The organism is Pseudomonas sp. BC42 (assembly GCF_021560055.1).
Taxonomy (GTDB): domain Bacteria; phylum Pseudomonadota; class Gammaproteobacteria; order Pseudomonadales; family Pseudomonadaceae; genus Aquipseudomonas.
The window spans coordinates 2,504,834-2,529,578 of record NZ_CP091067.1 but is presented as its reverse complement, the minus strand read 5'-3'; the positions used below and the strand labels follow the sequence as shown (position 1 = coordinate 2,529,578).

Genomic DNA, 24,745 nt, shown 5'->3' with positions numbered 1-24,745 from the left:
CCCCTTACTTGGGCAATGCGAGGTACGCGGTTTGGCCGTGCTTGCGCTGGTAGTCGCGCTTCTGCTCGGCGGTCATTTCGGAGCGCTTGAATGCAGCCTGGCCGCTACCCCCGCCCGGGGCTTGTGTGCCTGAGGCCCTTGGCCACAGGTGAGGTGCGCTTTCGCGCAGAGACTCCGCCCATTCGAGCGGTGTCAGAGGGGTCTTGCCGTCCTTGCCGAGGATGATCTCGCCAGATTCATCAACGGCAACGGCTTCGCCCTCTTCGTTCAGGGTGAACACGCCTTTGGCGCGCAGGATGATGTCGTCGGTTGCTTCAGGGAGTGCGCCGGCCTTCAGCGCTGCGCCGCGTACCGAGTCGCCCAGGACCTTGCCCTGGAACTTGGCAGCGAAGGCTTCAGCCTTCTCAGCGCGCGCTGTGACAGTCTTCAGTTGCTTGTCGTAGTCGCCACGCAGGCGCTCGGTGCGGCGATTGAAGACTTCGTCCACCTTGCCTTCAGTCAGCAACTTGGTTTCTTCATCCTGGCCGGCACGACTCAGTAGTCCTTTGACGGCGTCGATATCGATGCCCTCGAACTGGGTTTCGAACTGGGTCAGCTTGCCAGTGGTTTCCTTCAGCTTGCCCAGCAGCTCAGAATTCTTGGTTTTCAACCCGGAAACGGATGCCTCAACAGCAGTCGCGATAGCGGCCTTGACTGCCGGGTTTTCCAGGTCGATTTCGTTTTCTTCTGCCACGTTGATGTACCCCTTGGGTATGTGTTGCCCGCTTTGCAGGCATAAAAAAACCCGCCGGAGCGGGTTGTATTGATGTTTCTGGGCTGTAACGATCCACCACCCAGATAGACCAACGAGGATGATGATGAGTAAGCCCACATGGAAAGAGCGGTTCCTGCCTAAATCAGAGACCGTTATCGTGGCAATCGTAAGCTCCGCAGCGGCATTAATGGGCGCCTTTGGTAGCTCAGCCCTCTCATTGTTTGCGAACAAAGAGTCGCTGAATCAAATTCGAGTACAGAATTGCGTACAACGCATGGACAAGCTTGAAGAAACACTGCGCTCCAAAGGAGATGCGTTCCTGCTAAACCTCGCCAGCATCACAAGCTATTCTGTTAGCCCACTGAGAAATGATGCAGGCTGGAGCGAACGGGCAGAAAAGCTAATGGAAAACGCATTCATGATTGCGGTCTATGCCCCAGAGATATCCGTCGAAACCCTTAAGGTCTCCAACCTGATGCGTGAAACTTTCAACGCCCCAGAACAGGACAAGATGCGTGTTTACAAAGAACTCAATGCCGCAGCAAAAAAATGGCCTACTTTCTATTTCCAGATCATGAATGACGTCGAGTCCAAGAGGGCGAAATGTACAGAACTCTGAGTTCAGATACCCGCTCTCTCGAAGGCTAATGGCTCTAACCCTTTCATCTTCGATAGTGTCAGCGGTGCAAAGTTACGATCAAGCTGCAGCTCTGCGAACCGCTCCACGGTCAATCCGCCCTCCCGGAACAACTTGCCCCGAACAGGGCCGATTGCCACGTCCTGAAACGCCGCAGGCTGCTGCTGAAGCCACTGGTAGTAGTCCAGGCTCGCGCTGACCTGCTGGGGCCCGCCATCACCGACAGAGGCCCGAGTTGCGCCCTTGGCGAAAGCCGCGCTCAGCTTGGTGATGAGGACGAAGGTTGTCCGGCAGTTCGGGTGAAACGGCGGCCGGGGCCCGGAGTCGACCGGAAACCGCCGCTTATCCATCGATCGGCAGGTCTGGCTGGTCTTGCTGTCCAGCGTGGCGACCATCTCAACCTCGGACACGATGTCCGTGTTGGCCTTGGCCACTTCCATGCGCGCCTGAGACGACACATGCTGAATCGCGGTGTGCACCACGGTACTGGCGTTGCGGTTGGTGGCGGCCAGGATACCGTCCTTGTAGCCTGCCGCCTTGGTTCCGCGGATGTTGCGGATGATCTGGAAGTTCGTCTGTCCTTCGAAGAAGCCCTGCCGGATCGCGCCTGTGACGCGCTCGCGCTCGGCGGTGGTCCAGCCCTTGATGAAGGCCTTCAGCAGCTTCCCGCCACCGGTGCCGCGCACACTGAGCGGGTTTGTCAGGACCGCAGTGCGAACAGCTGCAACAGTCGGAGCCGCCACATCCAGCGAGACGCCAACCGGCGCCGACCTGGCCAAACTCGTAGCCTCAAACTCAGCCTCGTAGTTGGCAATGTCCACCAGGTCGAGGTTCAGTTGCGTGCTGTAGCGGTCGAATATGCCCAGCAACAGGCTATCGACCTCCTTCAGCAGCGCTTCCAGGCGCTTGACGTTGTACTCGGTCAGGTCCGACCGGGTGAGCCGATCCCGGATCGAACGATCAATCTCCTTGAGGAAGGGGGCGAACTTGCCCACCTCCCCCGCCTTCAGTTTCTCGAGGAAGACCGCGTGCCGGATCGTGGCGTCAAGGATTGCTTGGTTTGCCGCCATTTGGTTCGTCCTCGTCGTCCAGGCCCAGGCCATCGCCCTGCTCCTGCAGCTCGCCATCGATCTGCTGGTCCGTGCGTTCAGGAGCGATCAGCCCCAGCTTGCGCAAGTAGGCCCGCAGGTCAGCCTTCGCGAATCCGCCGTTCTGCCAGAGCCCAACGAGCGCGGTGATCATCTGCGGATCCGCTGTCAGCTCCACGAACTCTTGGTTGACCTGGTAGGAGACCTTCTTGTCAGTGATGCCCATGTAGGAACAGCACCACATGAGCGACCGGGTGTAAGCCTCACTGACGTTGGCCACGCACCCGGCAAGGACCGAAGTCGATGCAGACTGATCGCCGCGAGCCTCGGTTGCCGTCTTGGACGATAGAGACGCCACGACCATGCGAGCGCCCAGCTCGATCATCATCTGGTTCTTGTCGGCCATGGCCTCCTTGACCAGCGTGTTCGGTTCCGGCTGCGCATAACCAAACTGACCGCCAACCGGCAGCAGCATCGGCGCACGAGAGCCGACGTAAACGCCCTTTTCCTCCAGCAGCTTCACCCACTGCTCGGTCAAACCTGAGATCCACGGCTGGGCCTGACCGCACCAGAAGACGCTGTCTTCATAGTCAGCGCTGTTCCGGTAGTGGCCCAGGTTGATCATGGCGATGTCGTAGAGGGGCGACTCATCGATGGTCGGGTCGTTGTTCTGCGCGCCAACGAAGGTGAACGGTATCTCTTTCAGTCGTCCTGTAATGCCTTCCGGCCTGAACTCTTCAACGATAGCCAGCGGGCCGCCGCCTTTCGGGCCAGATCGACGCCAGACCCGGCAGACGAAGCCATCGGGCTCCAATGCCAGCTCTCGATACTGCTCAATCACCTTGAAGCCGAAGCCGTCTTCCTCCTCCGGCGCCTCTCGCAGCACCACCAGGGTCAGCACACTGTGGCCATTCACCATCCCGGTGCGCCAGTTGATGATGTCTTCAGCGCAGTAGGACAGGATCACGGAGTGGCCGCCTATGCCATCGTCCTGGTGATAGTCGACATAGAGGCCATGCCGACCAGCCTCCAGCACCTTCTCAAGCGTGCCCTGTGAGTGCTGATAGATGCTCACGCCAGAACCGTTGGCGTTGTCCTGCAAGTACTCCAGCTTCTTCGATACCGACAATGTCGGGGCCTTGTGGAACGCCAGGCCCAGCAACCCGTTTCGGGTGTGCCCAGTGGCGTTCTTGAACACTGCTCGCTCGCGGTAGGCCCGGTTACGGTCTTGGTTCTCCGGCGACTTGTCGTGTGCGTTGATGTACGGCAGTCGGTCGACAACCCGGTGCTGGCCGGCACACACATCGCGGACTGTCGCCCAGCGGCCCAGAGCCTCGATGTAGTCCGCCCGCTTGAAGGAGACGTCGTTGCTCATCGGGCGTATCCCATTTTGATAGAGGTGGCCGGCTTCCTGGCGCTCTTCGCCACAGCGAAGTACCGGAATCCGTCAGAACCGTGTGAGGTCCAGTCGTGAAGCGGCTTGTCTTTCCAGCAGCCGCGCTTGTCATCCCATTCTTTGCGGTAGTTCTCGAGGCATCCCAAGCCCTCCTCGCACTTCGACTCATCGAACACGCAGTGCGGAAGAATCTCCCGAACCTGCTCAATGCCATCGTTGACGCCAAGCTTTGGGACAACCTCGAAGGTCATGCTGTATTTCTCGCCATCGATGTCGTAGCCCTCACGGGCCAGCTCTCGGCGGGTCTTGGCATCGCTGCCGAACTCGCGGTTATCGATATCGTGCGGGCCCCAGTGCTCGGAGTAGGTGTAACCCTTATCCTTGAGCACCTTCATGTAGTGCCGCAGGCCCTCGCCTGAGTTCTCGTAGTAGTCGATGACGTGGTACTGCTCGCCAACCTTGCGCACAAACCAGATGGCCGTGGAGTCGCCGACGCCGATGTCCCAGAAAGTCATCACCGGCAAGTGGCTGTTGTCTGGTATCGAGCCGATGCGCTGAGCGGCATACAGCTTGGTGAACTGCTGGGCGTAGTAGGCGCCTTCAATCGACTGCTGGAATGCTTCAGCCGGTATCGACGGGTACTCCCGCTTCATGTCGTCGCCGAGGGTCTTCTCCTTGGCGCTGTACCAGGCGCGCTGGCCTGGGTTGGTGACGATGCCGTGCTTTGCCGCCAGCTCGTCGAAATACTTGGTCAGGCGATCCGGGATCGTGACGTCAGTCGCGTCCAGCCAGTACAGCGGGTTCCGCCACCAACTGAAGAAAAAGAACTTCCAGTCCAGCAGGCCCAGGGGCACACCGGCCAGTTGCTGCTTCTCGGCAGACTGGCTGTAGTCGAAGAAGTAGCCGGCCCGGCCCTCGGCCGTCGATTCGATGGTGACAAAGCACTCAGCGGCCACGGCCTCGAAAGCGCCGGTGACGATCTCCCGCGCCTTGTGTGGGAACTTGGCGCAGATCTTCCCGAACTCGGACACATGCAGGTAGCGCAGCGTGCCGCCCCGGAAGGAGGTCGAGACGTACAGCGACCCGCCCTTGCTGAACACCAGCTCGCCCGCTGCATCGTTGCGCGCCGGGTTGGCTGCCCTGATCTCCTTGGGCAGGTTGTCATAGGCGTACTTCACCTTTTCCCGGAACAGGCGCTTGGCGTCGTTCAGGGTGTGGGCGATCAAGGCGCACTTGGCGGCCTCAAACAGCGCGGCATCCAGCTGGACGATACAGACCAGCGTGGTGAAGCCCAACTGCCGAGCCTTGAGGATGATGTTCCGAGTGTGCATCCCCTGGAAGTAATCGACCTGCTCCTGCGTCATGCGGAAGCGGACCTTCTTGCCCTGCTTGTCCGTAATGAAGTAGAGGTTGTTCAGCCGCCAGAACCGATCCCGGAGCAGTTTCAGGTGCTCGGGCTTCATGGGTCAGGCTTCCTTCGATAGTTCATCCATCAGCTTGGACAGTTCGTCCGCTTCGTCCGTCTTCTCCTTCTCGTCCAGGCCGAACGCCTGACGCTCGAGCACCTGGAGGTTCTTCATAGCCGAGGACAGCTGGAAAAGGGTCTTGGCGTTGCTGGGCAGGGCCACAGCTGCAAACATCGAGCTACGACGAAAGCCACTCTCATCATCGGCAGTCTCTTCAGCGATGGCGTCCTCGATCTCCTCGCGGCGCTTGATCGTGGTGAGCAGGTCATCCATCAGGAGGTTCGCAATATTCGCGGCCTTGCGAATATCACGGCGGTGGCTGCGAACCACTTGTGCGCCTTCCTCTGCGGCCTCCTCGATGATTTCTGCATCAAGTTCGCGGTTCGCGCCTTGGTCGTTGCGAACCTCTCCGCGAACCAGCTTGCTGCGAACCTCTTTCCGCACCTGGTCAGAAAGGTCTCTTGCCCATCCAAGGGCCTTGGCCTTCTTCCTGATCGCGGTGTCGCTCACGCCTTGGCGCTCAGCGATGGTTCTGATGGAAAGCGCGCCGGCCCGGTAGGCTCGCTCAATCGCCTCCCAGTCGGGTTGCTTGGTTGTCATAATTTGTCTCTGGTGAGCCTAAAGCAGGGATTGAAATGGTGGCGGGTTGCCGGTATTGGTGAGAATCAACTCAACGCAGGAGCCGCGGGATGGATTTCGAAACAGCGGAAATTAATGTTGACCAAGGATCAGATAGCCATGTGAGGCTTTCTGCGGTGCCGTTCCATTTCAATCCGGGCGAACGCTCTCTCTACACCGGTGCAGATGGATCAGGCGGCATTGTCCAACGTGCTGGATGGCTGGGCCTGAAGACGGAACCATTCAACGGCTGGTATTCGGCTCACATCATTTCGGTGACCGGCCACAAAGGAACTGACTTTGTGTTTGAGGTGAAGCGGAATTTCCACACCCCACTGCAAGATGGCGAGTGGCTATGGTTCCCTGCTTCGCGGCAAACAGTCGAGCCCTACCGTAACTGAATCCCTGCGTGCCGTACTCACCTGCGGCACTCATCACATGAAATGGTACACATATGGAAATTGATCTTCTTGAGGCTGCGGCAGTTGAGGCCGAGCTTCAGCGCTGGCACGACGAAGCACGTAGTTTGGCTGACGAAGCCTTTGACAAATCCAGGCTTTCCCCGACTAGCATCGACTCAATGAAACGCCGCCTCTCCGACCTCAAGAACGAGATCAAAGAAGCCGCCAAGCACGAAACTCTATCGAGGCGAAAAATCGCAAAGACCGAGCTGGAGCAGTGTTTCTTCGGGCCAGCAGTCAGAAGCACATCCGCTAACTTCCGCTTGCGCGCTGACACAAACCCGAAGAGCGACCTTTGGGCTAGGGGGCTACACGAAGTGGAATTCGAACTCTCTTACGCAATCGATGGCTTGCAGCGGTTCGTCGCTGAGAACTCGTAGTAATTCGCGTCACGAAATGGCGCACCCTATAACGTGGCGCTGGCTACTTGCTCCGGCGCTCGATGCCGCCCGGCGCCTTGTCACAGCGCAGACAGTGCTCACAGTTCAGCGTCCGGCACAGCCAGACCTTCACCCGCTGCCAGTACGTGACCATGAAGACGTGCCGAACACCGGCCAGGGCCAGGGAGGCGTACAAGGTCGCCTCAGCCACCGACTGAGACATGATCAGCCTGTCGTTGCGCACCAGGAGCGCATAGCCGCTCAGCGCGATAGTCACGTAGATCAACTTTCCCAGCACCCCGTCGCGGACCTTCCCGCTCAAGCAGCACCAGGTCGCCCATAGCGCGATCAGGCCAGCCGACCACGTTGCAACGTGTTCCAGGATCATGTGCCACCTCCCCCGAACTTCGAACGAATGAACGCCCAAAGGTCAGCAGCTTTGATTGCCCGGGTAATGGCAGCGATCAATGAGCCGCCGAAGGTGCCGAGCAGAAAACCGATACCGGCAACGCTGCGTGGCTCGACCACTCCCAGATAAGCGCTAACCAGTCCAGTCAGGTAATGGGCGCATACAGCACCCGAGAAAATGAAGACGGCCCAGGCCTTTCGGTCGACCAAGTCGTCACGGTGCCACCAGCTCGCGGCGAACGCGCCAACCAACCCCGCGGTAAACCACGTATCAAGCCTGTCGAGCAGGCGGTATAGAAACTCCATGCGCTCGACTCCGTGGGCACGATTCAAGAAAAAGGGGGTATCGGAAGCACAATGGGATTGAGGATTTCATATGCTTTTTTGCAGGAAGCAGAGCGTCCGGCACAAAAGTCGGACGCTCATGAACGCTTACAGGTTGTCGTAGGTCATCCATACGCTGGAGTTGTCATTCCCTGGGGCCCAGAAAATACCAAGCCCAGCCGGAACCACCAGCTCATAAGGAAGAGTGTCGAAGTTGGAGCCGGACGACGCCGCAAAAATTGCAGGGTAGCTATCCATCCGATGGCTGAGAGGCGGCTTCACGGTATCCGCATACAAACGGCCACCGCATGCTGAGACCGTACGAATGACGATGCCAGTAGTGTTTGCCGCAGGCTCTACAAGAGCATTGACGTATTGCCTGTAACCTACTTGGTTGATGAACTTGCTACCCACAGTAACCTGAGTCATGACATATACCTTTTGAGTGAAATGAGTGGCGCGGATAGTTCCGCTTTCATGTCGCTCAAAGGCGATGGTTCGAGGCTCAAGGCCTTCACTAGGACACGTGTAGATCAGAACCTATATCGAGCTGATCTCCGCATCCTGTGTACCCGGGGAGTGGAATGACTATCTCAACAAAATACTGTGCATGCAACCAGTATTTTGAGCCCTGTTTGCCCACCTGTATTAGCAGCTCCAAGCAAAGGGTGTGGGAAGCCATAAACGAAAAAACCCCGGCAAATGCCGAGGCTCTAGTAGGTACAATTGACCGCTGCTTTAGAGTCGAGCCAACAATTCAGCTTTCTTGGCGCTGAATTCTTCCTCAGTCAGCACGCCGGCAGCCTTGAGCTCTCCCAACTTAGTTAGCGTTGCCATGGCGTCGCCGCCTGCCGGGGGTGCTGCAGGAACCGCCGGTTGAGCGCCTGCATGGCGGCCCTCTTCAATTGCATCAAATAGCGCCTGCTCCTTTTCCTTTTTAAAGGTCTTGAACTCAAGCGCGTCATGCGATGTATGTAGGCGGAGCGAACGGTGCCCCATGAAAGACTTTCGCTCGATCGAGGTGATGCCCTTCAGCGGCATGGTCTCGATGACCTCGCCAAAAAGCCCCTTCCGGTAAAAAGCCGCCCTGGAGCCAGTGATGATCAATACACCGTTGTGTTGAGCATCCTTCCCTTTGCCCATCATTTCGCCGATGTAGCCCTCACCCCAGGCGAGAATCTGCTCACCGCTCTGAAGATGTTTGGCCCTGAATTTTGCGACATGTTTCGACTCATCAGCCACTTCGAAGCTCCTTGTGATTGGCCCTTTGCCGGATCATATCCAAGAGCCCAAAGCCATGCCAGCCAAAAGCCATCACGCCACACCAGACCCCACTAACGACTTAGCTCATCAGCTTACAAGGCGACTTCTCGACCGCTGGAACTAAGATGACGAGTTTCGGGCAATAAAAAACCCGGCGCTTGGCCGGGTTCAGGGTTTCGTGTGCGTTTCGCGTTACTTGTGCACTATGGAAAAAGTACGCACAAAACCCCGTCATGTCAATACAATTATGCCGCCTCTTGATCTTTTTCCGAGTGAATCACCTGCCATACTGGCTGCTGAGCCTGTATATCCACTTCCTTAATCACCTCTTTCAGGGATTCCCACAACTCCAGCCAGTCACGCGTCCAGTTCTTGGGATCGATGGTGACGCCGAAGAACTCCTTCATCTCGGAGGCGACCCGGGCCGGCCCCCACTCTACCGCGCCGTGAGCCTCACCCTTGTAGGACTGCAGGGCCAGGGTTACCAAGTATTGAGCCTTCACACGCTTGGCTGATGTCAGATCGGGCAGCGCTGCCTTGGCGGTGACGAGCAGCACTGCGTTCAGCAGGTGCCGCATGTTCATTGCCGGGTGGTACAGGTAGTGCCCGAACTGCTGCACCTGGAACGGCAGTGTGTCGATGGCGCGCAGTACCTTGCCGATCGTGGCCAGGTGCGCAGCACGGGCTGTGGACCGGCCAATCGGCGTGCGGCGTGTCTCGCTGATGCTGATCCGCTGCCCCGGAACCGAGAAGCACGCAGCCTCCTCCCCTTTCTCACTGCCCAGCGCCGGAAACTGCGCCTCGCGCTTTCCAATACGGCCGCCAGTCTTCACCGGTGCCGACTCGGCCCGCTCAATTGCCACAGCGCTGATCGACGCATTCGATTCGTGCTGAGCCTCTGTCCATACCTGCCTTGCATTGATCAGCTTCATGCTGCGATCCCCTTCTTCAGTTCTTTTATCTTTTCGCGGTAGTCGGCCTTGATGGCCTTGATCTCTTCGATGGTGTACTTGCGTGTGGGATGCGGTCCTTCCAACCAATCCAGTTTCTCGGCGCCGATTCGCTGCAGGAGCGAAAGCCGGTAGTTCACCAAGTTGCCGGACAGATGGGTATTGCAGGGAGCGCACTGTTTCCAGACGTTCAAGGGCTCGAAGCGGATTTCTGGGTTCGCGCCGACGGTGCGGTAATGGCCGGCGTGGTATTGACCGTCGTGGTGCCGCCCGCAGCTGACGCAGGGCAGATCAGTATCGCGCAGGCGAACCCATTCGTTGAACACCGCCTGAGCTTCTCGGAGGTGGTCCGCCCTACTCTTCAGCCTTTCCTTGCGGACCTTGATCTCCCGGCGCTCAACATCAGCCAGGGCTTTCCGGGCGCTTGCCTGTCCCTTCTCTGACTGGCCATGAGCGATGGCGCACTCGATCTCCCCGCACACAGCCTGGGAGGCGCGTACGGGCGTGAACATAACCCGGCAAGATGGACAGCGCTTTCGACGTTTGCCGACGGACGTGAGCGGGGTTTTGCGCTGTAGTGGGGTGCGCTTCACGCGGCCTCCTTGAATGCTTCGAACTCAGCCATTTCGGTCAAGCGCTCTTCCGTGAGCGACGGCCAGTCATTCAGCACCAGGTACGCGCAGCACTGGCGCCAGAAGTCTTGGAACACCTCCTCTCCCATCGAGTCGTAGGAAAGGCTGCGCGGCGTCTTGCGGGTGAGCTGACCCAGGCCCGGGATGTCGAACAACTCCTCGTCGCAGTACACGCCAGACTCCAACTGCAGGGCCTTGATCGCATCGTGGGACTGCTTGCCAGAGAACCGGTCTATGTTTTGGCTCAGTACCCGGCCCAAGCCGTGGACCAAACCGTTAAACCGTGGGTTGCGCGGCTGTTTGAGGTCGGCGCGGATCTTCGTGTTGATCCGAAACTCACGCTCTCGAAGTATCGACCGATCGGCATCGGAGGACGGCACGAATGCCGCCACCTCCTTGCCAGTGGCTGGGTCGATCAGGCGGCGCAGAACCAGGTACACGGGCATTGGGCGGGGCTTGGCTGGCTTGGTCATTGCGCCGCCCTCTTCGCTTCCAGTTCCCGGGCCTGCTTGATCAGCAGGGCCCGGCGATCAGCCAATTCATTTGCCGCTGCAATCCGTATCTCGTCCTTCTGCTCTGCGCTTGCTTTGCGCATTTCCAGCATCGAGCTTTTCACGAGCTCCAGTTTCTGGCGAAGCGCCGGCTCCGGCCGGGTGACTGTGCCAGTGAGTAAACCCGCTATGGCCCGACCATCCTCGGTGATCGGCTCGACACTCAGGTCCGCCAGGTACTTCTGCGCGTGTTCGCGCGGGATGCGTTTCAGCTCCATCGCTTTGGTCACAGCCTGGATGCGACGGTTGGCGTCGAAGCCTACAGATACATGCCAGTTGACTGGCTTCGCATCCTCGCGGGCCTGACTCACGAACCGCTGGTAGGCGTCGATGAACGCCATACGTGCGCCGATTTTGTCGCCGCCATCCAAGATGGGTTTCGCCGCGGCCAGGGCCAGCTGGATTTCGTCGGTCAGCACCACCGTTTCAAATTCATCGTTGGCGGTCATGGCGATGGCCCAAGCCTCGTCCTTTCCCGGGCGCCCATCAGCCGACTGGGCATGCTTCAGGATCGATGCAACCGTGAGGCGGCCGCCCTCGATACGGCAGCTGCGAAGCGCTGCGGTAAGCACAGGCTCGGTGTATTCGCGCAGGTCCTCGACCATCAGCAGTGCTGCAGCCTGGGTGAGCTGCTGCCCCATCACCTCGGCAGTGGCAAACAGGGACAGGAGCAATCGTTCTTGCTGTGCGTCATTCAGCATGGGCTGCAGCCTTCTTGGCTCGGAGCGCTTCAAGGGCCTGCTCGGCAGCGCTGAAGTTGGTTTGGGTCTGCTCGATCTGCCGGGCAGTGGTCCCAGTCATCTGGCGATTGGTGGCCCATTGGGTGTGGTAGGCCTCGGCCTTGGCCAGCAGGTCGCCGATGCTGTGCATGTTCGAAACAACCCGGGAGTCGTTGATGGTCAGGAAATACGCGGCAACGTGGTGTGCGACGTCGATGCCAAGGCGGTCGATGACCTGGCCCAGCTGCCCGGCGACCTTGGCGTTCCACACTGGCCATGCACCGTGGCGTTTGCGGTAGGCCATGGCGTAGTTGGCCCAGGCCTTGAAGGTCTTGCAGGACTGGTCCCTGGGGCCCGGCATATCGGCCGGGATTTCACAGCGTGGCTGCAGGGCAGCGAATGGAACGACCTGACCCGTCGCGACCTTGGCGGAAGCCTGGGGCGCAATTGGTTCAGTGACCGGTTCATTGACTGGTTCAGAAGAGTGACTGGTTCTGGGTGCAGCTCCTGCACTACCCCCTGGTGCAGGAGATTCACTAGGGGGTGAACCTGCTGCATTACCCTGGTGAATCTGCTGCACTACCCCTGGTGCAGGAGGTGCACCACCATCAAGGGTCAGGAAGTAGACGTTCGACGAGTTACCCTTCGGCCCACCCTTCCGAATTTCCTTACGAAGCAGTCCTGCCTCGCACAAGGCGTTAATATGGTTCATGACAGAGCGCCTGCTGATCTCGCACTGGTCGGCGATATGCTGATAGGACGGCCAGCACTCCCCCATATCGCTGGCGTTGTCGGCTAGCTTGATCAGTACCAGCTTGCGCAATGGATTGCCTACGCGAATCTTCATCGCGGCGACCATAAGCCCCATGCTCATGTAACACCCCCTCGCGCGTTCACCTTGTTGATCGTGGCGATGAACTGCATGTCAGGCCGCCTTCACCGACGCATCCATCACGTCGAGGCTGTGGCGGACATGCTGAATCTCTTGGCGGATCTGGGACTTCTCGAAAGCGCTGACGTGGTTGTCATCTAGGGCTTCATGTACCGCGATGGTCAGTTCAGCCACTTCCTTGCCAACGCTGATCAGTGATTTGGTCAGGGCCTGCGGCTTTGGCGCGGTGCGAGCCACCAGGTCGAAGCCAAACTCACTGGCCAGTGCTGCCAAAGGGCGCATGTCCCCGGTGTGAAGCAAAATCCCAAACAAATGCTCAACCGTCAGGTGGTGTGCATCGTTGTCCGGGTTGGCGCGCTGCAGCAGGCTCACATGTGGAACCCCCATCTTGGCGGCCAAGGCCTTCGCCTCGTTGTCCAGCACAGCGCTCTGGCAGGACCGCAGAAAATCTTCCATTCGTAAAACCTCAGTTCTGTTTCCGTGGCGCCCTGCCCATGCAGCAGCGATCATTTGCTCAAGCAGTCAGCAACACCTGTTTCAGGCGGCTGTACGCTTGGGGCGTGCAGGGATGGGCCGAATCTCATTCGCCTCAACGTGCCCATCCTCATAAAGGGTGATTTCGATGCTTCTGCCGGCTCGAACCATTTGCGAGATCGCGCTCTGGTTCACGCCGAGAGCAGCAGCAAGCGCGGCTTGGGTGCCGTGCTCTTCTAGGTATTTGCTCAAAGGGATCTTTTTCATGGAGTTTCCACGACTTGTTATCTACAACAAATAGTAGCAGCGCTGCTTTTTATCAGCAACACAATACTAGCAGCGCTGTTTGCGTAAATATCAGTTCTGCTAATAATCTTGTCCCCATGAAAATACGTCGCCCCCTTACCCCCGAAGAAGTTGCCGAAAGCGCCAAGCTCAAGGCTATCTACGAGCAGCGGAAATCGGCTGCGAAAGCTGCCGGGCGCAGCCTGACGCAGGCCGATGTTGCAGAAGCTTGCGGATGGTCTGGTCAGAGCGCATTCAGCCAGTACGCGACCGGAAAGGTCCCTCTGAATGTGGAGGCGCTACTAAAGCTCGCAAAGGCGCTGAACTTCGACGCAAGCGAGGTCAGCTCCCGACTGATTTCTACCGTCGCGAATGTGCAGCAAGATCGCATCAGGCCCGATGTAAAACTGGGCACAATCGAGACCTGGGACGACGCGACTCCCCTCACCGACGACGAGGTCTACGTCCCCTTCCTTCGCGAAGTAGAGCTGGCGGCCGGCTCTGGCCGATTCGTGATTGAGGAAAGCGACACAGCCAAGCTGCGCTTCTTCAAGAGCGATCTGCGCCGTAACAATGTGCAGTTCAGCAATGCCAGGTGCGTGATCGTCCGCGGCAACAGCATGTTTCCAGTACTACGTGATGGCGCCACGGTCGGCGTGAACACTGGTAAGAACTCGCTTGGCGACATCGTTGATGGCGACCTCTATGCGATCAACCACAACGGCCAGCTGCGCGTGAAGCAGGTCTATCGCCTACCCACAGGACTCCGCCTGCGAAGCTTCAATCGTGACGAGCACCCGGATGAGGACTACACGTTCGCAGAGGTCCAGGAGCAGCAGATATCTATCCTGGGCCATGTGTTTTGGTGGGGAATGTTTGCTCGCTGATTCTCCAGCGCCGCGGAAGCCTTGAATGCCAAAGAACAAACCAGCGCACAGCAAAGCAGCAACGACTACTGATATCGAACTCTTCATCCAGGCTCTCAACAAGATGACTGAGAGGCCTTGGGGTGATGGACGAGATACCGAGGCGAAGGCCCTTTTCAATGCCCTATATTGGCTAAACTTGGCATCGGATCGAACCAAAACGGGTGTGAGTCACAGGGCCCTTACTCTTGATCAGGAGAATGGCACAATTCTGACTTGTAGGGGTCTTTGATGGCGGTTGTGATGATTCTCTTTGCCCTTGGCTTAGCATTCGCAGCCTACAATGCAGAAAGCACAGGAGTCAGGTGGGGGCTAATCGTATTTTGTCTGCTTAATGCCCTTAGTGCTGCGTCTATAATTCACAAGAATGCCCCTCATGCCTTTAAACTTCGCCCCAATGATGGCCACGTGGAGCCATCATTGCGCAGATAACTGGGCTAAGGGAAGTCACAGATCTATCTATAAAGCGCCCAACCAATCATCAAGCTCGCTCGCTGGCCAGACAGTCTTCGCCAGAAATAGACCTACGACTTGAGAACTAATGTTGGCTCGCTCAATCAAGATTTTTGCAGCCTTAAAAGACGCTCCCATTGTAATGACATCATCTACAACTATCAGGTAATCCTTGATAGGTGCCGCAAGAGCATCTTGATTGATGGACATATAGGAAGCGATTTGCTCAGGTGAAAGCCTTTCACCTTCATGCTGACTAGTCCTAGATGCATCTTGCACCAGCAGCTCACGGACATCCAGCTGTGGAGTCAAGCGACTCATGCGTCTAAGAACTTTTAACATCCGATCATCATAATCTACATGCCCTACAGGCTTAGAGCATGGCATCGGAACGAAGGTTGAGTTTACAGAGGCAGCGGTCAAGTTTAGCGCACTTGCCAGAAGGTCGCCCCAAAAAGCAACTGATTTTCCTTTGTAATAGAGTTCACGTTCGGATGAAGAGGGTCTCTTTTTCAGATTTAGAATCTGTTGATTACCCTGGCTTACTCCGAAACCTCCACCAGATGTGTATTCCAAAAAATGATAGCAAAAATCGCCTTCATCGAGATAACGGTAGCAATCATTGTCAAGCTGTATTGGCCTTGTCATCCGTGAGCAGTCCGATTATGTCAGAAACATTTTGTACGCGAATAGCTCCGAGCTTTTCAAATCTCGCAGGCCAATTCAGTTCTGTGTTCCTAAAACAACTTTCCAATATAAAGAGCTTTCTTTTTTGAGCCAAGGCCGCTCTAGCTTGCACCAAAGTTCCTGAGGTATTCCCCGCCTCTACTATGATTGTTGCGCTAGTTAGTGCGGACATCGTGACATTTCTTGCAGGAAAGAAAAGTCGATTGGTCTTGTAGCTCTGATCTTTATATCTAAGGAAGGGAACCTGAGATATCAGTAAGTGCTTTTGCGCAATATGGTCCTGAAGCTCTTTATTCTCTTTTGGATAGTAGTCATTCAGCGGGGTGCCAATTACAGCAATTGTATTCCCCCCTGCAGCTAACGCAGCATTATGAGCTGCAGTATCTATGCCCTTTGCAAGACCAGAAACTACAGTAAAGCCATTTTTTACCAAACTGTGAGCTATACGACCAGCATTGAATGCACCTTCTTCAGATGGATTTCGTGTGCCAACAATTGCTACACAGTTAGTCTCTACAAGCTCCCAGTTTCCCTGAAAGTAAAGCAATTCTACAGGATGGTCCGCATCACGAAGTTTCTCAGGGTACTCACCAGCCCCATGAACTCTGATGCCAGTTAAGGACAAGGCTTCCTCACCCACCACCTTTTTGAGGTTCTCGAGCGTGTCTGCGATACGGTCTGCATCGACTAGATCTGATGGAATAGCGCCTGGATTCTTTCTAAAAAGGTCCGCGAGATTGGCAAACCAAGCACCTTGATTCTGCCAAAGCGATTCGTAAGCACACATTTCCTCAAGAGGCGAAATAGGCCTCGAGTTGAAGATTTTTGTGTGGGCAATACTGGTGGTCATGTAGGGGGCTTCTATAGCTATATGCAGCATGGGCACTCCTTTGCCAGATGCAAAAAATCTGGACCATAAGCCGCTGAGTTCCTTCCGTAGTAGGATAGCAGCATGCTTGAGGTGCTTAATGTACGCGACACTGCCATCGTAGTCATTAGGGATGGCGGACGCGTAGTGGTTGGAGATCAGCTTGTGCTTGATGGTTCACGAAACCTTATTCGAGAGAGCTATCAAGGTAATACCAGATAGCATTCGTCACCTTGAATGGCACTCGCTCGGCTGGCTCCCCTCACGCTGCAGCGCCACACCCTAATGCTTATGAAGCTGCTTGGAAAACCTCATTGGGCTGATCAACTCATATGCCATTGAGGTGAGGGGGCTTGGCGTGATGATGCCTCCTAACCCACCACTGTGCAGACTTATACACCCGCCCCTCGTCTTGGTAGCGGCGAGTTGAGATGCCAGGCTTCCTGCGGTTCCGGCGATCGGTTTAGCACTGGCGCCGGCCCATTCGCTACAAAGGATGAGGCCAAGCACGCACAGGTGTTTTTGCGTGACGGCCCTCGCCTCTTCAGTGAATTCGTCTTCAGAGAATCAGTGAGCGGCAAATACCCACCAATCATTGACTGATCCAGCAGTTCTACCAGGCCTGCCTTGCGCGAGCTTTTTGCGTCCGAAGAAAATATTATTAGCAGTGCTATTTACTTAAAATAGCAGCACTGCTACTTTTATTCGCAAGCCAACGCAACACCGGCCTAGCAGCGAAAGCCGCGCCGCTCTTTAACAACCTGCGCCATTAACGATTACCCAGCGATTCGCTGGGAGGTCAGCCCCGGCCACACCTGTGGGGCGAGAGAAAGTCAGGTGAACAAAATCGCGCTGCCACTACTGGCGACCGGCGATCCGATAGCCCGGAAAGGCTACCAACGCGCAGAACTGCGACGGCGGACGAGGTGTTGACCGAACTGGCGAATGACCCGGTAGGAGGCGCGAGCAATATGAAAAGTATCACTGAGCAGCCTTCTCGCGAGGGCTGCTTGGGATGACAACCACTTGGAAATAAATTGCATGGCCAAGTCTTTCAAGCAAATGATCAAAGACGGGGATCTCAAGCGCGCTGATGCGATGAAGGCCCGCCTGGAAGATCTACACGAAGAGCCCGGTTTCAACCTTCGTGCTGAAGGTGAAGAGCTGGAAGAAAGCATCAACGCACTGGCCGAGTTCATCTTCGCCGGGGGTCAGATTCCGGCACTGGAGGTCAGGCCCCGGGCAGAAGGTGGCATGTGGGTTGTCGATGGCCACCGCCGTCGCCGCGCCTACTTAAAACTGGATCAGGCAGGTCGCCTTCCAAGAGTGCCGAGCAAGGGCGACCCAGAGCGCCTGGAGGCGTGGATCTCGATTGTTCCTTTCGAGGGCAACGACGCCGAACGGGTAGCAAGGGTCATCACCAGCCAGGAAGGAAAGAAGCTCTCACCTCTTGAGCTGGCCGATGGCTACAAGCGGCTCACCGCATTTGGCTGGACGCCTGATCAGATCGCCAAGAAGGTCGGCAAAACACGTCAGCATGTTGAGCAAGTGATGACACTCGGCAATGCCAACACAGACGTTCAACAGCTTGTTGCATCGGGCCAAGTGTCCGCTACAACGGCGGTGCAGGTAGTGCGTCAGCATGGCGAGGAAGCAGGCAAAGTGCTTGGTGGCGAGCTGCAAAAGGCCCAGGCGACCGGTAAGTCCAAGGTGACCGCGGGATCAATGCGTGGCCCTACCACCTCCCGTCAACGGCTCGAAGCGATACGTGCAGCAGCACAGGACTTCATTAAAGCTATACCACCGGACTGCCTGGAACACTCAGGGCCAACATTGAACCTGCCTACAGATCTATTCGCAAAACTACAGCAAGCCATCTCAGACGCTGAGTAATGAGCGCCGCAATTCAATTGCACTTGCGCAATCAACCGAATAGAAAAATTGAATTCCCCAAGCATGGGGTCAGTCCACAACTATGAACACAGTAAATCTGACGAGGTAACAGCAATGACTATCGAAGCAGAGACACTTGTTGAATTGACCGAAGCCCTGCAGAACAAAGGTATGGTTTTGCTGACGGATGTGACCTTCATCCGCGCCCCTTACCGGCATAACCATCGGTGGGTGTGCAGCGTAGAGTAACCATCGCTGCAGTTGCCATAACCATTCTATCTGCCGGCACCGGGCACTGACCCGACGCCGGCGCCACTCCCCTACTCCTCCACTCCGACACTTTTGTACTCCGCGCCTTAGGGCATCCGGCGGAGCGCATGACTGTGTCTATCTCATCGTCATCTCCGCCCTGGAGGCAATCATGTCAGCACTACTCAAGGCACAGCTCGAATACGACAACCGCATGCCGCCACCGGTAAGCGATGACGATCTGGCCGAATCGGAATGGATTGAGGCAAACGCCGAGCGCCTGCTGATGGGCTACCGGATCTCCTGGGGCTACCAGCCTTCAGAGCGCGGCGAGGTCACCCAGGCCGACTTTGCAAGGGCGGTGCAGGACCACCTGAACCAGCGTCAGATTGACGGTGAGGACCAGCAAGACGCCTTCGGCCAGCTGGTGATCAGTGCCATGGGTTTTCGCAGCTCGGGGCTCCTGATGGATCTGGCGGTGTACCTGCTTGGTAAGAAGTCAGCCTTGAAGGACATCGCGCTTGAGCTTTTGAAGCCTCACGCAGAGGCCGCGGTGGCCTTTGAACAGGAGCAGGCGCGCCAAGAGCAGGAGTGCGGGTTTTGAGCCCGCACATCCTCATCGACCAAGCCCTCGAAGGCGTTGCCGATCCCAACAGCCAGTCCGACATCGATGTCCTGGTGCAAGGCCTGATCACCCGCCTCTTCACTGACGGGGCAATCACCACTGACGAATTCACCCACTACTGCAAGCGCCTGATGGAAGCCTGTCACCGGCGCAAGGAGGCAGAATGACCACTTCCCCAGTCAAGTCGCTCATCGAGGAGCAGCTGGAAGACATCACCGCCCACAACCTGCGTGATGCGTACAGCCTGGCCGAGCGCCGTGGCTTCTACGGGCCGCCAGTTGAACAGTACGCGGAGCCAGGTTATCGGGGCCGGGTGCTACAGGTGCTGCGCTTTCGAGTGGCTAAGTTGGAGCAGCAGCAATGAGCGGCGCCGGCGCACACAAGCGCGGCCAGCAACTGGCGATCCGCTGCGCAAAACTCCGTCGCGGAGGCTTGTCCCTTTCCGAGGTGGCCCAGGCCACCGGCATCAAGAAGGAGCAGGCCAACGCCAAGATAACCCTGGGCGAGCGCCTGCTCTCGCTGGTCGAGTCGTGATCGCTTTTCTCTACTGGCGTAGCTCTTTCCCTGGCCTCGCCCTCTGCACCACCGCAATGCTGATCGGCACCCTCACCGATCACCTCACCCAATAACTTACATCTTTCAAAGCTGCGCACCTGCGCGGCGGGAGATAGTCATGCCTGTACCTAACCTCGCCCTTTGGGAAGAGGTCGAAAAGACCGACCCCAAGTTCACCAAGGAATACACCGGCCCCGGTGGTTTCACGGGTACCGCGGTGAATGCCCAGTACCTGGCCAAGCGCGCCACGGAAAAGTTCGGCCCATGCGGTACCGGCTGGGGTTATGACGTGATCGAGGAGCGCTTCGACATTGGCGGCCCACTGCTGAACAAGGAAGGCGTGGTGCTGGCCCATGCCCAGGTACACACCCTCAAGGTCGCCCTGTGGTACCTGGGTGACGACGGTGAACGCAAGACGATCACGCACTACGGGCACACGCCCTTCATCACTCAGAACCGCTTCGGCATCAGTACCGACTTCGACGCGCCGAAGAAGTCCCTCACCGATGCGATCGGCAAATGCCTAAGTCAGCTTGGCTTCTCTGCCGACGTTCGTCTGGGTCTCTACGACGACATTCACTACGTCAACGAGCGCCTGGGTGAAGCCGAGATCGAGCGCGCCGAGGACAAGATCGAAGCGAAGGAGCGTCTGGCCGCCGAGTACCGCGAATGGCTGGCTGAGACGCTCCATCTGATCGGCACCGCGCAGTCGCTCAACGAGCTGCAGCAGCTCTACAAATCGGCCATGCGCAAACTGGACCTTCGTCAGAACGATTCAGAACGCGAAGCCCACAAAATCAAGTTCACCCGCGCCAAGGACGCCCGCAAAGCGGACCTTGAAGACGCTATGGAAGGTGCAGCATGACCGAACTCTACGCACTGACTGGCCAGATGGCCGAACTCGCCGCCCTGGCAGATACCGATGACGAAGGGCTGCGCCAGGCCATCCAAGACACCATGGACGGCATCAAGGGCGAGTTCGAAGTGAAGGCCGACAGCATCGTCATGCTGCGCCGGAACATCGAAGGCGACATCGATGCCATCGACAAGGAAGTCGATCGCCTCAACGAGCTCAAGCGCATCAAGAAGAACACCGTGGGCCAGCTCAGCGACTTCCTGCGTCGGAATATGGAAGCCGCGGACATCAAGTCGATCAAACGACCGCTGTTCACCATCACCCTCGCCTTGTCGCCTGAAAAGGTGATCGTCGATGACGAGAAGGCCGTGCCTGACGAGTTCGTGTCGCTAAAGAGCGTGATCACCCCGGACAAGAAAACCATCGCCGTCCGCCTCAAGGAAATCCGCGATCACAACGAGGCGGTGCGCAAGCGAATGGAGGCAGGTGAAGACGCGGAAGCCGAACTTCTGGAAGAACCAAGCTGGGCCCACCTGGAGCGCGGCGAGAGCTCGATTCGCATCAAGTGAGGTAACCATGAGCAACAACTTCATCCTGGTCTGCTCCGAGCGCCAGGCAGAACTGGAGGCAGCTAAGGCTGCCTTCTTCATGTCCGGCAACAAGGTCCAGGTGCTGGAATCTTTCAGGTTCCAGCCTCGCCGGCCACGCAAGGACCTGGGTGGCCAGCATGGTAAACGCGTCACCCGCCCGCAGCCCAAGCGCACCTACGAAGACCACTTCGTCGAGCGCAAGGCGTACGTAGACACCATCCGCGAGCTCGCCAAGACCATGACCATCGATCAGGCCATGGTAGCCACTGGAAAGTCGGAATCAGCCATGCGCCGGGCGGCCCATGAAGGCGGGTTCACGTTCAAGAGCAAGGTCGTTGATAGGGAGCGGGATTTGAAGCTCATCGAGCGCCTAGCTGCCCTGCGGGACGCTGGAGTGTCACGCATCGCTGCCTGCAGGAAGGTCGGGATCTCTGACACCCTGCTGAACCGTCTAGTGCTCGACTACGAATTCAACTTCCCCAAGCGCTGGGAGAAGCGAGCTTGAGGCGCTTCAACAACCGCTCGCAACAGCGCAAACGTCAAACCTGGTCGACGATACCGGCCAGCGGTATCGAAGAGGTAGGCCATGACCAAGACTGGAAAAGAGCGATCTGCGAAAACCGCCGCGAAACGGATCGAGTACGACGAGAAGGAGCTGCGACATCGGTGCCGACTGGGCACCCGGCAGAAGCTCGAGGAGTTGATGGCCTGGAATGATATCGAAGAGATCAGCGAAGCGATCCAGAATCTGATCCTCAACGCTCACGCCCTGGGCCCGACCCTTTCCTATCAAGCAATCGAAAGTCCGCGCCACAAAGTGACAATAAGTGAAAACGTGGCGCGGATGTTTCGGAAAGAGAGCTTGGCTGAACTCAAGCGCGAACCTGGCGACGAAATAATCGAGCCAGCATAGCCAGATCAGTCGCATTCAAGATCAATTGGTCCGGTCTGTATCACCCACTCACTGCCAAGTCGAAGCGGTTTGTATGGCATGACACCCGGCAGGTCCTGGTGAGGCAATAGGAAATATCCAGAGCCGTCAGCCTTTGGCTCTATATGGGCAATGAACCGCCCGACATCCTCAGCTTCCCAGCCAATTTTGGCGCCGATTTTTGCGTGATTTGCCGCGTTACGAATGACCATCGCGAGATCCTTTCGTGAAGTTTGAGCCTGAAGCATAGCTCTCCTCAATCAGCACCCTTCCTCGCTGCAAATCCGGTCGCGGAAGGCGGCGCCTGCCCGAGGTAATCCCAATGCCAGTACTCCACAGCATCATTCACAAGATGAACAAGAAGTCATATGAGAGCGGCCCGCCCCCTCCTATGCTAACGACGTATTCAATACGTCTAATCTTGTTTGGGTTCAGTGCTTAGATCCTTAGGAGTTGGCGAGCGGACGATTAAAGGTGAGAGTCGCCGAAAAATATCTCCTTTACCAGCATTTCTCTTCTTGGTAGACAAATCGACCTGAACATCTAGCCAAGCATCTTCCAATTCAACGCGAAACAAATCTCGGAGTTTATAAAAATCTTGAAAAAACTCACTCCAAGAAGCTTTATATGTTAAAGAATAAAGTTTAGAGCATAACTCCTTATCAAGTTTGAAGATTGATTTCGTTGCATCATCATCACGACTCAATAGAAGCTCGATTTTAAATGTCAATATTGCAATTTTTTCTTGTTTCTCAATATATGCATCGGTTAGCGCGTATCCTTCTTTCTCAGTTAGGCATAGTGCAGTCGAATAAAGAATCTGCAAATACTCCGCTGCAGAGCTTCTGAGTTCAACCATCCATTGGTGCCTAAAACTTGTAATATTCGCACGTATCTGACGAAACTGAAATAACATAGTCACCACCCCCACAAGGAGTGCAACTAAGACTCCTGCTGCACTGGGGACAAGAACTGCAAGATCAGTATCAGTCGCAACATGAAGATAATAAGGAGTTTCTAGAGCTCCCCCTACTCCGGCCGTCACTGGAAGTGGCTTCTCGTATTTAATGCCTTCGGCATCAATCTCAAACTTATTAAAAAAATCCATATTCAGTTCCATATTTTTTCAAAGGATAACCAAATTGCCATCATCTGTGAAAGCCCCCCCATAGCAGTATTGAGATCGCGGCAATGAGCCTCATCCACTTGAAGTACGTACTGTTTAGCTCGTCTTCAGCGCGTCCTGATGATCGCTGCCGAGAACAACATATCCATCGAGGGCACAACTTGAGACGGATCAGCACCAGGACAGCCGGCCGGCACCGGCAGACTTGGCTGGATTTACCAGCACATGAAGTTGGAGAAAGCGGCCATGGCCGAGGAAGAACAACAGCCAACGGCGGAAGCCATCAAGCAGCGCAGAAAGCGCGAGAAGGAAGCGGCCAGGAATGTCGCCTTTGGCATCGAGAAATTCACGATTGAGGTGGCCGGGGTGTTCAAGCGTGACCTCAAGAAGGTCATGAGGGCTCACGGTATCAACAATCAGCAGGACATCCACCAGCGACTGCTGATCAACCTCATCGGCGCAGACTTTGAGACGCAGGCAACGATGCTGCGCTGTGTCACGACACCTATTGTTGTAAGCGAAAAGGTGTCGCGACTCATCAGAGTGGCCGGAATGAAGTCGCTCGCTGACGATCCGCCTGAGCCTGATGACGAAATCAAAAGGCCCGATTAACGGATGCGGGATGCTATGTAGTTGAGATAGTCGACTGCTGCCGACTTCTGCTCAGGGCCTCCAGGGCCATCACTTCCCAGCAGAGATCCCTGTGCCGTTTCGACCAGGTATTTTTTTGGTGCCCCGGGCGTACTGCTCAGAACAGCAATCAGCAGGTGTTCCAGTGCGTCTATTTGTGCCTGATTACTCATGACTCTCTCCTTTATCCGGCTCCATGCCGGGCCATCAAGAGATAGACCACAAACCAACTTCACGCCACCAAATCCGCCCACGGAGGGCGGCGCATGCATGGAGAAAGCCATGAACGACGAACAACGCCATCAGGAATGGATCGCTAAGCGCAAAGCTGAAGAAGCCAAGCGCCGTGAGCGCGCCGCGGAGTGCCTGAAGGATCACCAGTACACAGTCCTGGCCGACACCGATCAACTGAAGGCATGGCGCTGCAAAGCCCCTGGAACCAACTGCTACGCCTTCGACATCCTCATGACGCGCTTCGGCATCGCCACTATCGGCGACATCGACGGGCTGACCTTCAGTGTTGGCCTATCCTATGGTATCGAGTTCCTAGCTGGTAACGACATCGGCTATTACATCCACTCGAAGCTGGAGCAGAACTGCAAGGAGCGCGAATTCGACGAGGACGCCTTCCGCTCCGCCCTGGTGACTGGCACGTGCAACAGGATATGTGAACACGTCGACGAGTATGAGCGCGGCAAGCTACCCGATTGGGTACGCAACGATGGCGGCCGTAACGAAGCCAGCCGCTGGAGCGAGCTACGGGAGCTGATCGAAGCGAAGCTGAAGCCGCTTGAGTTTGGTGAGGGTGGGTATGACTTCTGGGATGAGCTAAATGATCGTCTTTACGAGGCCGAACACGTCGAGTACATCGAGCAGGCCAGCCTGCTGATGAGCGAGCACCACGAAGAGCTGGGCCTGGGCTGCGACTACTGGGAGATCAACATCGACAAGCCGCGCGACAGCCTGATCAACCGGCTGTACCTGATCAATCACGCAGCCAAGGCGATCCTCGCCCAGCAAGACGCAGCGAAAGCCACCTGACCATCCTGCGCTGCCCG

At 56.7% G+C, this 24,745-nt stretch carries 38 protein-coding genes; 17 read left to right on the top strand and 21 right to left on the bottom strand.

The annotated features are described in order from the left end of the window. Positions 1–4 precede the first annotated feature (4 nt). On the bottom strand, positions 5–733 hold the full coding sequence (locus L1O02_RS11845; RefSeq protein ID WP_235759936.1) for a hypothetical protein: 729 nt from the start codon (positions 731–733) through the stop codon (positions 5–7). 124 nt (positions 734–857) lie between these two features. Here L1O02_RS11845 and L1O02_RS11840 point away from each other — a divergent pair, with 124 nt between their 5' ends. After that, positions 858–1,373 (top strand): hypothetical protein, encoded by a 516-nt coding sequence (locus L1O02_RS11840; protein ID WP_235759935.1) that lies wholly within the window; start codon positions 858–860, stop codon positions 1,371–1,373. Between the two features lie 2 nt (positions 1,374–1,375). Here the strand turns inward: L1O02_RS11840 and L1O02_RS11835 are convergent, their stop codons facing one another. From L1O02_RS11835 to L1O02_RS11820, 4 genes are read right to left on the bottom strand one after another with little or no spacing between them, the layout of a single operon-like run. Continuing rightward, positions 1,376–2,461 carry a minor capsid protein gene (locus tag L1O02_RS11835; protein WP_235759934.1) on the bottom strand — a complete coding sequence of 362 codons (1,086 nt, stop codon included), beginning with the start codon at positions 2,459–2,461 and terminating at the stop codon, positions 1,376–1,378. Beyond that, positions 2,436–3,854: a DUF4055 domain-containing protein gene (locus L1O02_RS11830; protein WP_235759933.1), complete on the bottom strand. Its 1,419-nt coding sequence runs from the start codon at positions 3,852–3,854 to the stop codon at positions 2,436–2,438. Before L1O02_RS11830 ends, L1O02_RS11835 begins: the two co-directional genes overlap by 26 nt. Further along, positions 3,851–5,338 (bottom strand): terminase, encoded by a 1,488-nt coding sequence (locus L1O02_RS11825; protein ID WP_235759932.1) that lies wholly within the window; start codon positions 5,336–5,338, stop codon positions 3,851–3,853. Before L1O02_RS11825 ends, L1O02_RS11830 begins: the two co-directional genes overlap by 4 nt. Before the next feature lie 3 nt (positions 5,339–5,341). Next, complete coding sequence (locus tag L1O02_RS11820; RefSeq protein ID WP_235759931.1) at positions 5,342–5,941, bottom strand: hypothetical protein; 600 nt, start codon at positions 5,939–5,941, stop codon at positions 5,342–5,344. A gap of 89 nt (positions 5,942–6,030) precedes the next feature. On the opposite strand from L1O02_RS11820, the gene L1O02_RS11815 reads away from it, so the two are divergent. After that, complete coding sequence (locus L1O02_RS11815; RefSeq protein ID WP_235759930.1) at positions 6,031–6,360, top strand: hypothetical protein; 330 nt, start codon at positions 6,031–6,033, stop codon at positions 6,358–6,360. Positions 6,361–6,413: 53 nt separating this feature from the next. Beyond that, positions 6,414–6,800 (top strand): hypothetical protein, encoded by a 387-nt coding sequence (locus tag L1O02_RS11810; protein ID WP_235759929.1) that lies wholly within the window; start codon positions 6,414–6,416, stop codon positions 6,798–6,800. Positions 6,801–6,843: 43 nt separating this feature from the next. Here the strand turns inward: L1O02_RS11810 and L1O02_RS11805 are convergent, their stop codons facing one another. The 11 genes from L1O02_RS11805 to L1O02_RS11755 all read right to left on the bottom strand — a co-directional run bounded on the left by L1O02_RS11805 (position 6,844) and on the right by L1O02_RS11755 (position 13,280). Next, positions 6,844–7,188: a hypothetical protein gene (locus tag L1O02_RS11805; protein WP_235759928.1), complete on the bottom strand. Its 345-nt coding sequence runs from the start codon at positions 7,186–7,188 to the stop codon at positions 6,844–6,846. Beyond that, entirely contained in the window at positions 7,185–7,514 is a 330-nt protein-coding gene (locus L1O02_RS11800) for a hypothetical protein (RefSeq protein ID WP_022639557.1), read from the bottom strand. Before L1O02_RS11800 ends, L1O02_RS11805 begins: the two co-directional genes overlap by 4 nt. 126 nt (positions 7,515–7,640) lie before the next feature. Further along, on the bottom strand, positions 7,641–7,961 hold the full coding sequence (locus L1O02_RS11795) for a hypothetical protein (protein WP_041117060.1): 321 nt from the start codon (positions 7,959–7,961) through the stop codon (positions 7,641–7,643). Between the two features lie 309 nt (positions 7,962–8,270). After that, complete coding sequence (locus L1O02_RS11790; protein ID WP_235759927.1) at positions 8,271–8,774, bottom strand: SHOCT domain-containing protein; 504 nt, start codon at positions 8,772–8,774, stop codon at positions 8,271–8,273. Positions 8,775–9,040: 266 nt separating this feature from the next. Beyond that, positions 9,041–9,727 (bottom strand): hypothetical protein, encoded by a 687-nt coding sequence (locus L1O02_RS11785; RefSeq protein WP_235759926.1) that lies wholly within the window; start codon positions 9,725–9,727, stop codon positions 9,041–9,043. Beyond that, complete coding sequence (locus tag L1O02_RS11780) at positions 9,724–10,338, bottom strand: recombination protein NinG (protein WP_235759925.1); 615 nt, start codon at positions 10,336–10,338, stop codon at positions 9,724–9,726. The genes L1O02_RS11785 and L1O02_RS11780 overlap by 4 nt, the downstream gene beginning before the upstream one ends. Then, a complete protein-coding gene (locus L1O02_RS11775; RefSeq protein ID WP_229365226.1) occupies positions 10,335–10,850 on the bottom strand; it encodes a hypothetical protein in 516 nt (171 codons plus the stop codon). The genes L1O02_RS11780 and L1O02_RS11775 overlap by 4 nt, the downstream gene beginning before the upstream one ends. Further along, a complete protein-coding gene (locus tag L1O02_RS11770) occupies positions 10,847–11,629 on the bottom strand; it encodes a hypothetical protein (protein WP_235759924.1) in 783 nt (260 codons plus the stop codon). The genes L1O02_RS11775 and L1O02_RS11770 overlap by 4 nt, the downstream gene beginning before the upstream one ends. After that, positions 11,619–12,521 (bottom strand): helix-turn-helix domain-containing protein, encoded by a 903-nt coding sequence (locus L1O02_RS11765; RefSeq protein WP_235759923.1) that lies wholly within the window; start codon positions 12,519–12,521, stop codon positions 11,619–11,621. The genes L1O02_RS11770 and L1O02_RS11765 overlap by 11 nt, the downstream gene beginning before the upstream one ends. Positions 12,522–12,572: 51 nt before the next feature. Further along, the gene (locus L1O02_RS11760; RefSeq protein ID WP_123394334.1) at positions 12,573–12,995 is read right to left on the bottom strand and encodes a phage regulatory CII family protein; all 423 of its coding nucleotides are present in this window, start codon (positions 12,993–12,995) and stop codon (positions 12,573–12,575) included. Between the two features lie 81 nt (positions 12,996–13,076). Continuing rightward, on the bottom strand, positions 13,077–13,280 hold the full coding sequence (locus L1O02_RS11755) for a Cro/CI family transcriptional regulator (protein WP_085600386.1): 204 nt from the start codon (positions 13,278–13,280) through the stop codon (positions 13,077–13,079). A gap of 116 nt (positions 13,281–13,396) precedes the next feature. On the opposite strand from L1O02_RS11755, the gene L1O02_RS11750 reads away from it, so the two are divergent. Both L1O02_RS11750 and L1O02_RS11745 read left to right on the top strand, forming a co-directional pair. Next, entirely contained in the window at positions 13,397–14,185 is a 789-nt protein-coding gene (locus L1O02_RS11750; protein WP_235759922.1) for a S24 family peptidase, read from the top strand. 25 nt (positions 14,186–14,210) lie between these two features. Then, positions 14,211–14,456, top strand: coding sequence for a hypothetical protein (locus tag L1O02_RS11745; RefSeq protein ID WP_235759921.1), 246 nt, complete (start codon positions 14,211–14,213; stop codon positions 14,454–14,456). Between the two features lie 227 nt (positions 14,457–14,683). On the opposite strand, the gene L1O02_RS11740 is transcribed toward L1O02_RS11745, so the two are convergent. Then, positions 14,684–15,325, bottom strand: a complete 642-nt coding sequence (locus L1O02_RS11740; protein WP_235759920.1) for a hypothetical protein — start codon at positions 15,323–15,325, stop codon at positions 14,684–14,686. Beyond that, the gene (locus tag L1O02_RS11735) at positions 15,303–16,244 is read right to left on the bottom strand and encodes a DNA-processing protein DprA (RefSeq protein WP_235759919.1); all 942 of its coding nucleotides are present in this window, start codon (positions 16,242–16,244) and stop codon (positions 15,303–15,305) included. The genes L1O02_RS11740 and L1O02_RS11735 overlap by 23 nt, the downstream gene beginning before the upstream one ends. A gap of 1,029 nt (positions 16,245–17,273) precedes the next feature. Here L1O02_RS11735 and L1O02_RS11730 point away from each other — a divergent pair. The 10 genes from L1O02_RS11730 to L1O02_RS11690 all read left to right on the top strand — a co-directional run bounded on the left by L1O02_RS11730 (position 17,274) and on the right by L1O02_RS11690 (position 21,913). After that, positions 17,274–18,125, top strand: a complete 852-nt coding sequence (locus L1O02_RS11730) for a ParB N-terminal domain-containing protein (protein WP_235759918.1) — start codon at positions 17,274–17,276, stop codon at positions 18,123–18,125. A gap of 114 nt (positions 18,126–18,239) precedes the next feature. After that, a complete protein-coding gene (locus L1O02_RS31105; RefSeq protein ID WP_281063684.1) occupies positions 18,240–18,374 on the top strand; it encodes a hypothetical protein in 135 nt (44 codons plus the stop codon). A 172-nt stretch (positions 18,375–18,546) separates the two neighbouring features. Beyond that, the gene (locus tag L1O02_RS11725) at positions 18,547–18,978 is read left to right on the top strand and encodes a hypothetical protein (protein ID WP_235759917.1); all 432 of its coding nucleotides are present in this window, start codon (positions 18,547–18,549) and stop codon (positions 18,976–18,978) included. Then, complete coding sequence (locus L1O02_RS11720) at positions 18,975–19,166, top strand: hypothetical protein (protein ID WP_041118603.1); 192 nt, start codon at positions 18,975–18,977, stop codon at positions 19,164–19,166. Before L1O02_RS11725 ends, L1O02_RS11720 begins: the two co-directional genes overlap by 4 nt. After that, on the top strand, positions 19,163–19,363 hold the full coding sequence (locus L1O02_RS11715; RefSeq protein WP_235759916.1) for a hypothetical protein: 201 nt from the start codon (positions 19,163–19,165) through the stop codon (positions 19,361–19,363). The genes L1O02_RS11720 and L1O02_RS11715 overlap by 4 nt, the downstream gene beginning before the upstream one ends. Further along, positions 19,360–19,533 carry a hypothetical protein gene (locus tag L1O02_RS11710; protein WP_235759915.1) on the top strand — a complete coding sequence of 58 codons (174 nt, stop codon included), beginning with the start codon at positions 19,360–19,362 and terminating at the stop codon, positions 19,531–19,533. Before L1O02_RS11715 ends, L1O02_RS11710 begins: the two co-directional genes overlap by 4 nt. A 139-nt stretch (positions 19,534–19,672) precedes the next feature. Further along, positions 19,673–20,419: a hypothetical protein gene (locus tag L1O02_RS11705; protein ID WP_235759914.1), complete on the top strand. Its 747-nt coding sequence runs from the start codon at positions 19,673–19,675 to the stop codon at positions 20,417–20,419. Further along, complete coding sequence (locus L1O02_RS11700; protein ID WP_235759913.1) at positions 20,416–20,979, top strand: siphovirus Gp157 family protein; 564 nt, start codon at positions 20,416–20,418, stop codon at positions 20,977–20,979. Before L1O02_RS11705 ends, L1O02_RS11700 begins: the two co-directional genes overlap by 4 nt. A 7-nt stretch (positions 20,980–20,986) precedes the next feature. Beyond that, positions 20,987–21,505: a hypothetical protein gene (locus tag L1O02_RS11695; RefSeq protein WP_235759912.1), complete on the top strand. Its 519-nt coding sequence runs from the start codon at positions 20,987–20,989 to the stop codon at positions 21,503–21,505. Positions 21,506–21,586: 81 nt separating this feature from the next. Next, positions 21,587–21,913: a hypothetical protein gene (locus tag L1O02_RS11690; protein ID WP_235759911.1), complete on the top strand. Its 327-nt coding sequence runs from the start codon at positions 21,587–21,589 to the stop codon at positions 21,911–21,913. Between the two features lie 5 nt (positions 21,914–21,918). Here L1O02_RS11690 and L1O02_RS11685 read toward each other — a convergent pair whose 3' ends face one another. Next, positions 21,919–22,143 (bottom strand): hypothetical protein, encoded by a 225-nt coding sequence (locus L1O02_RS11685; RefSeq protein ID WP_235759910.1) that lies wholly within the window; start codon positions 22,141–22,143, stop codon positions 21,919–21,921. Positions 22,144–22,346: 203 nt separating this feature from the next. Continuing rightward, positions 22,347–23,039, bottom strand: coding sequence for a hypothetical protein (locus L1O02_RS11680; protein ID WP_235759909.1), 693 nt, complete (start codon positions 23,037–23,039; stop codon positions 22,347–22,349). A gap of 264 nt (positions 23,040–23,303) precedes the next feature. Between L1O02_RS11680 and L1O02_RS11675 the strand changes: the two genes are divergently transcribed. Then, entirely contained in the window at positions 23,304–23,669 is a 366-nt protein-coding gene (locus L1O02_RS11675) for a hypothetical protein (RefSeq protein WP_235760241.1), read from the top strand. On the opposite strand, the gene L1O02_RS11670 is transcribed toward L1O02_RS11675, so the two are convergent. After that, complete coding sequence (locus L1O02_RS11670) at positions 23,666–23,860, bottom strand: hypothetical protein (protein WP_235759908.1); 195 nt, start codon at positions 23,858–23,860, stop codon at positions 23,666–23,668. The genes L1O02_RS11675 and L1O02_RS11670 overlap by 4 nt on opposite strands. A 109-nt stretch (positions 23,861–23,969) precedes the next feature. On the opposite strand from L1O02_RS11670, the gene L1O02_RS11665 reads away from it, so the two are divergent. After that, positions 23,970–24,728 (top strand): hypothetical protein, encoded by a 759-nt coding sequence (locus tag L1O02_RS11665; protein WP_235759907.1) that lies wholly within the window; start codon positions 23,970–23,972, stop codon positions 24,726–24,728. Positions 24,729–24,745 lie beyond the last annotated feature (17 nt).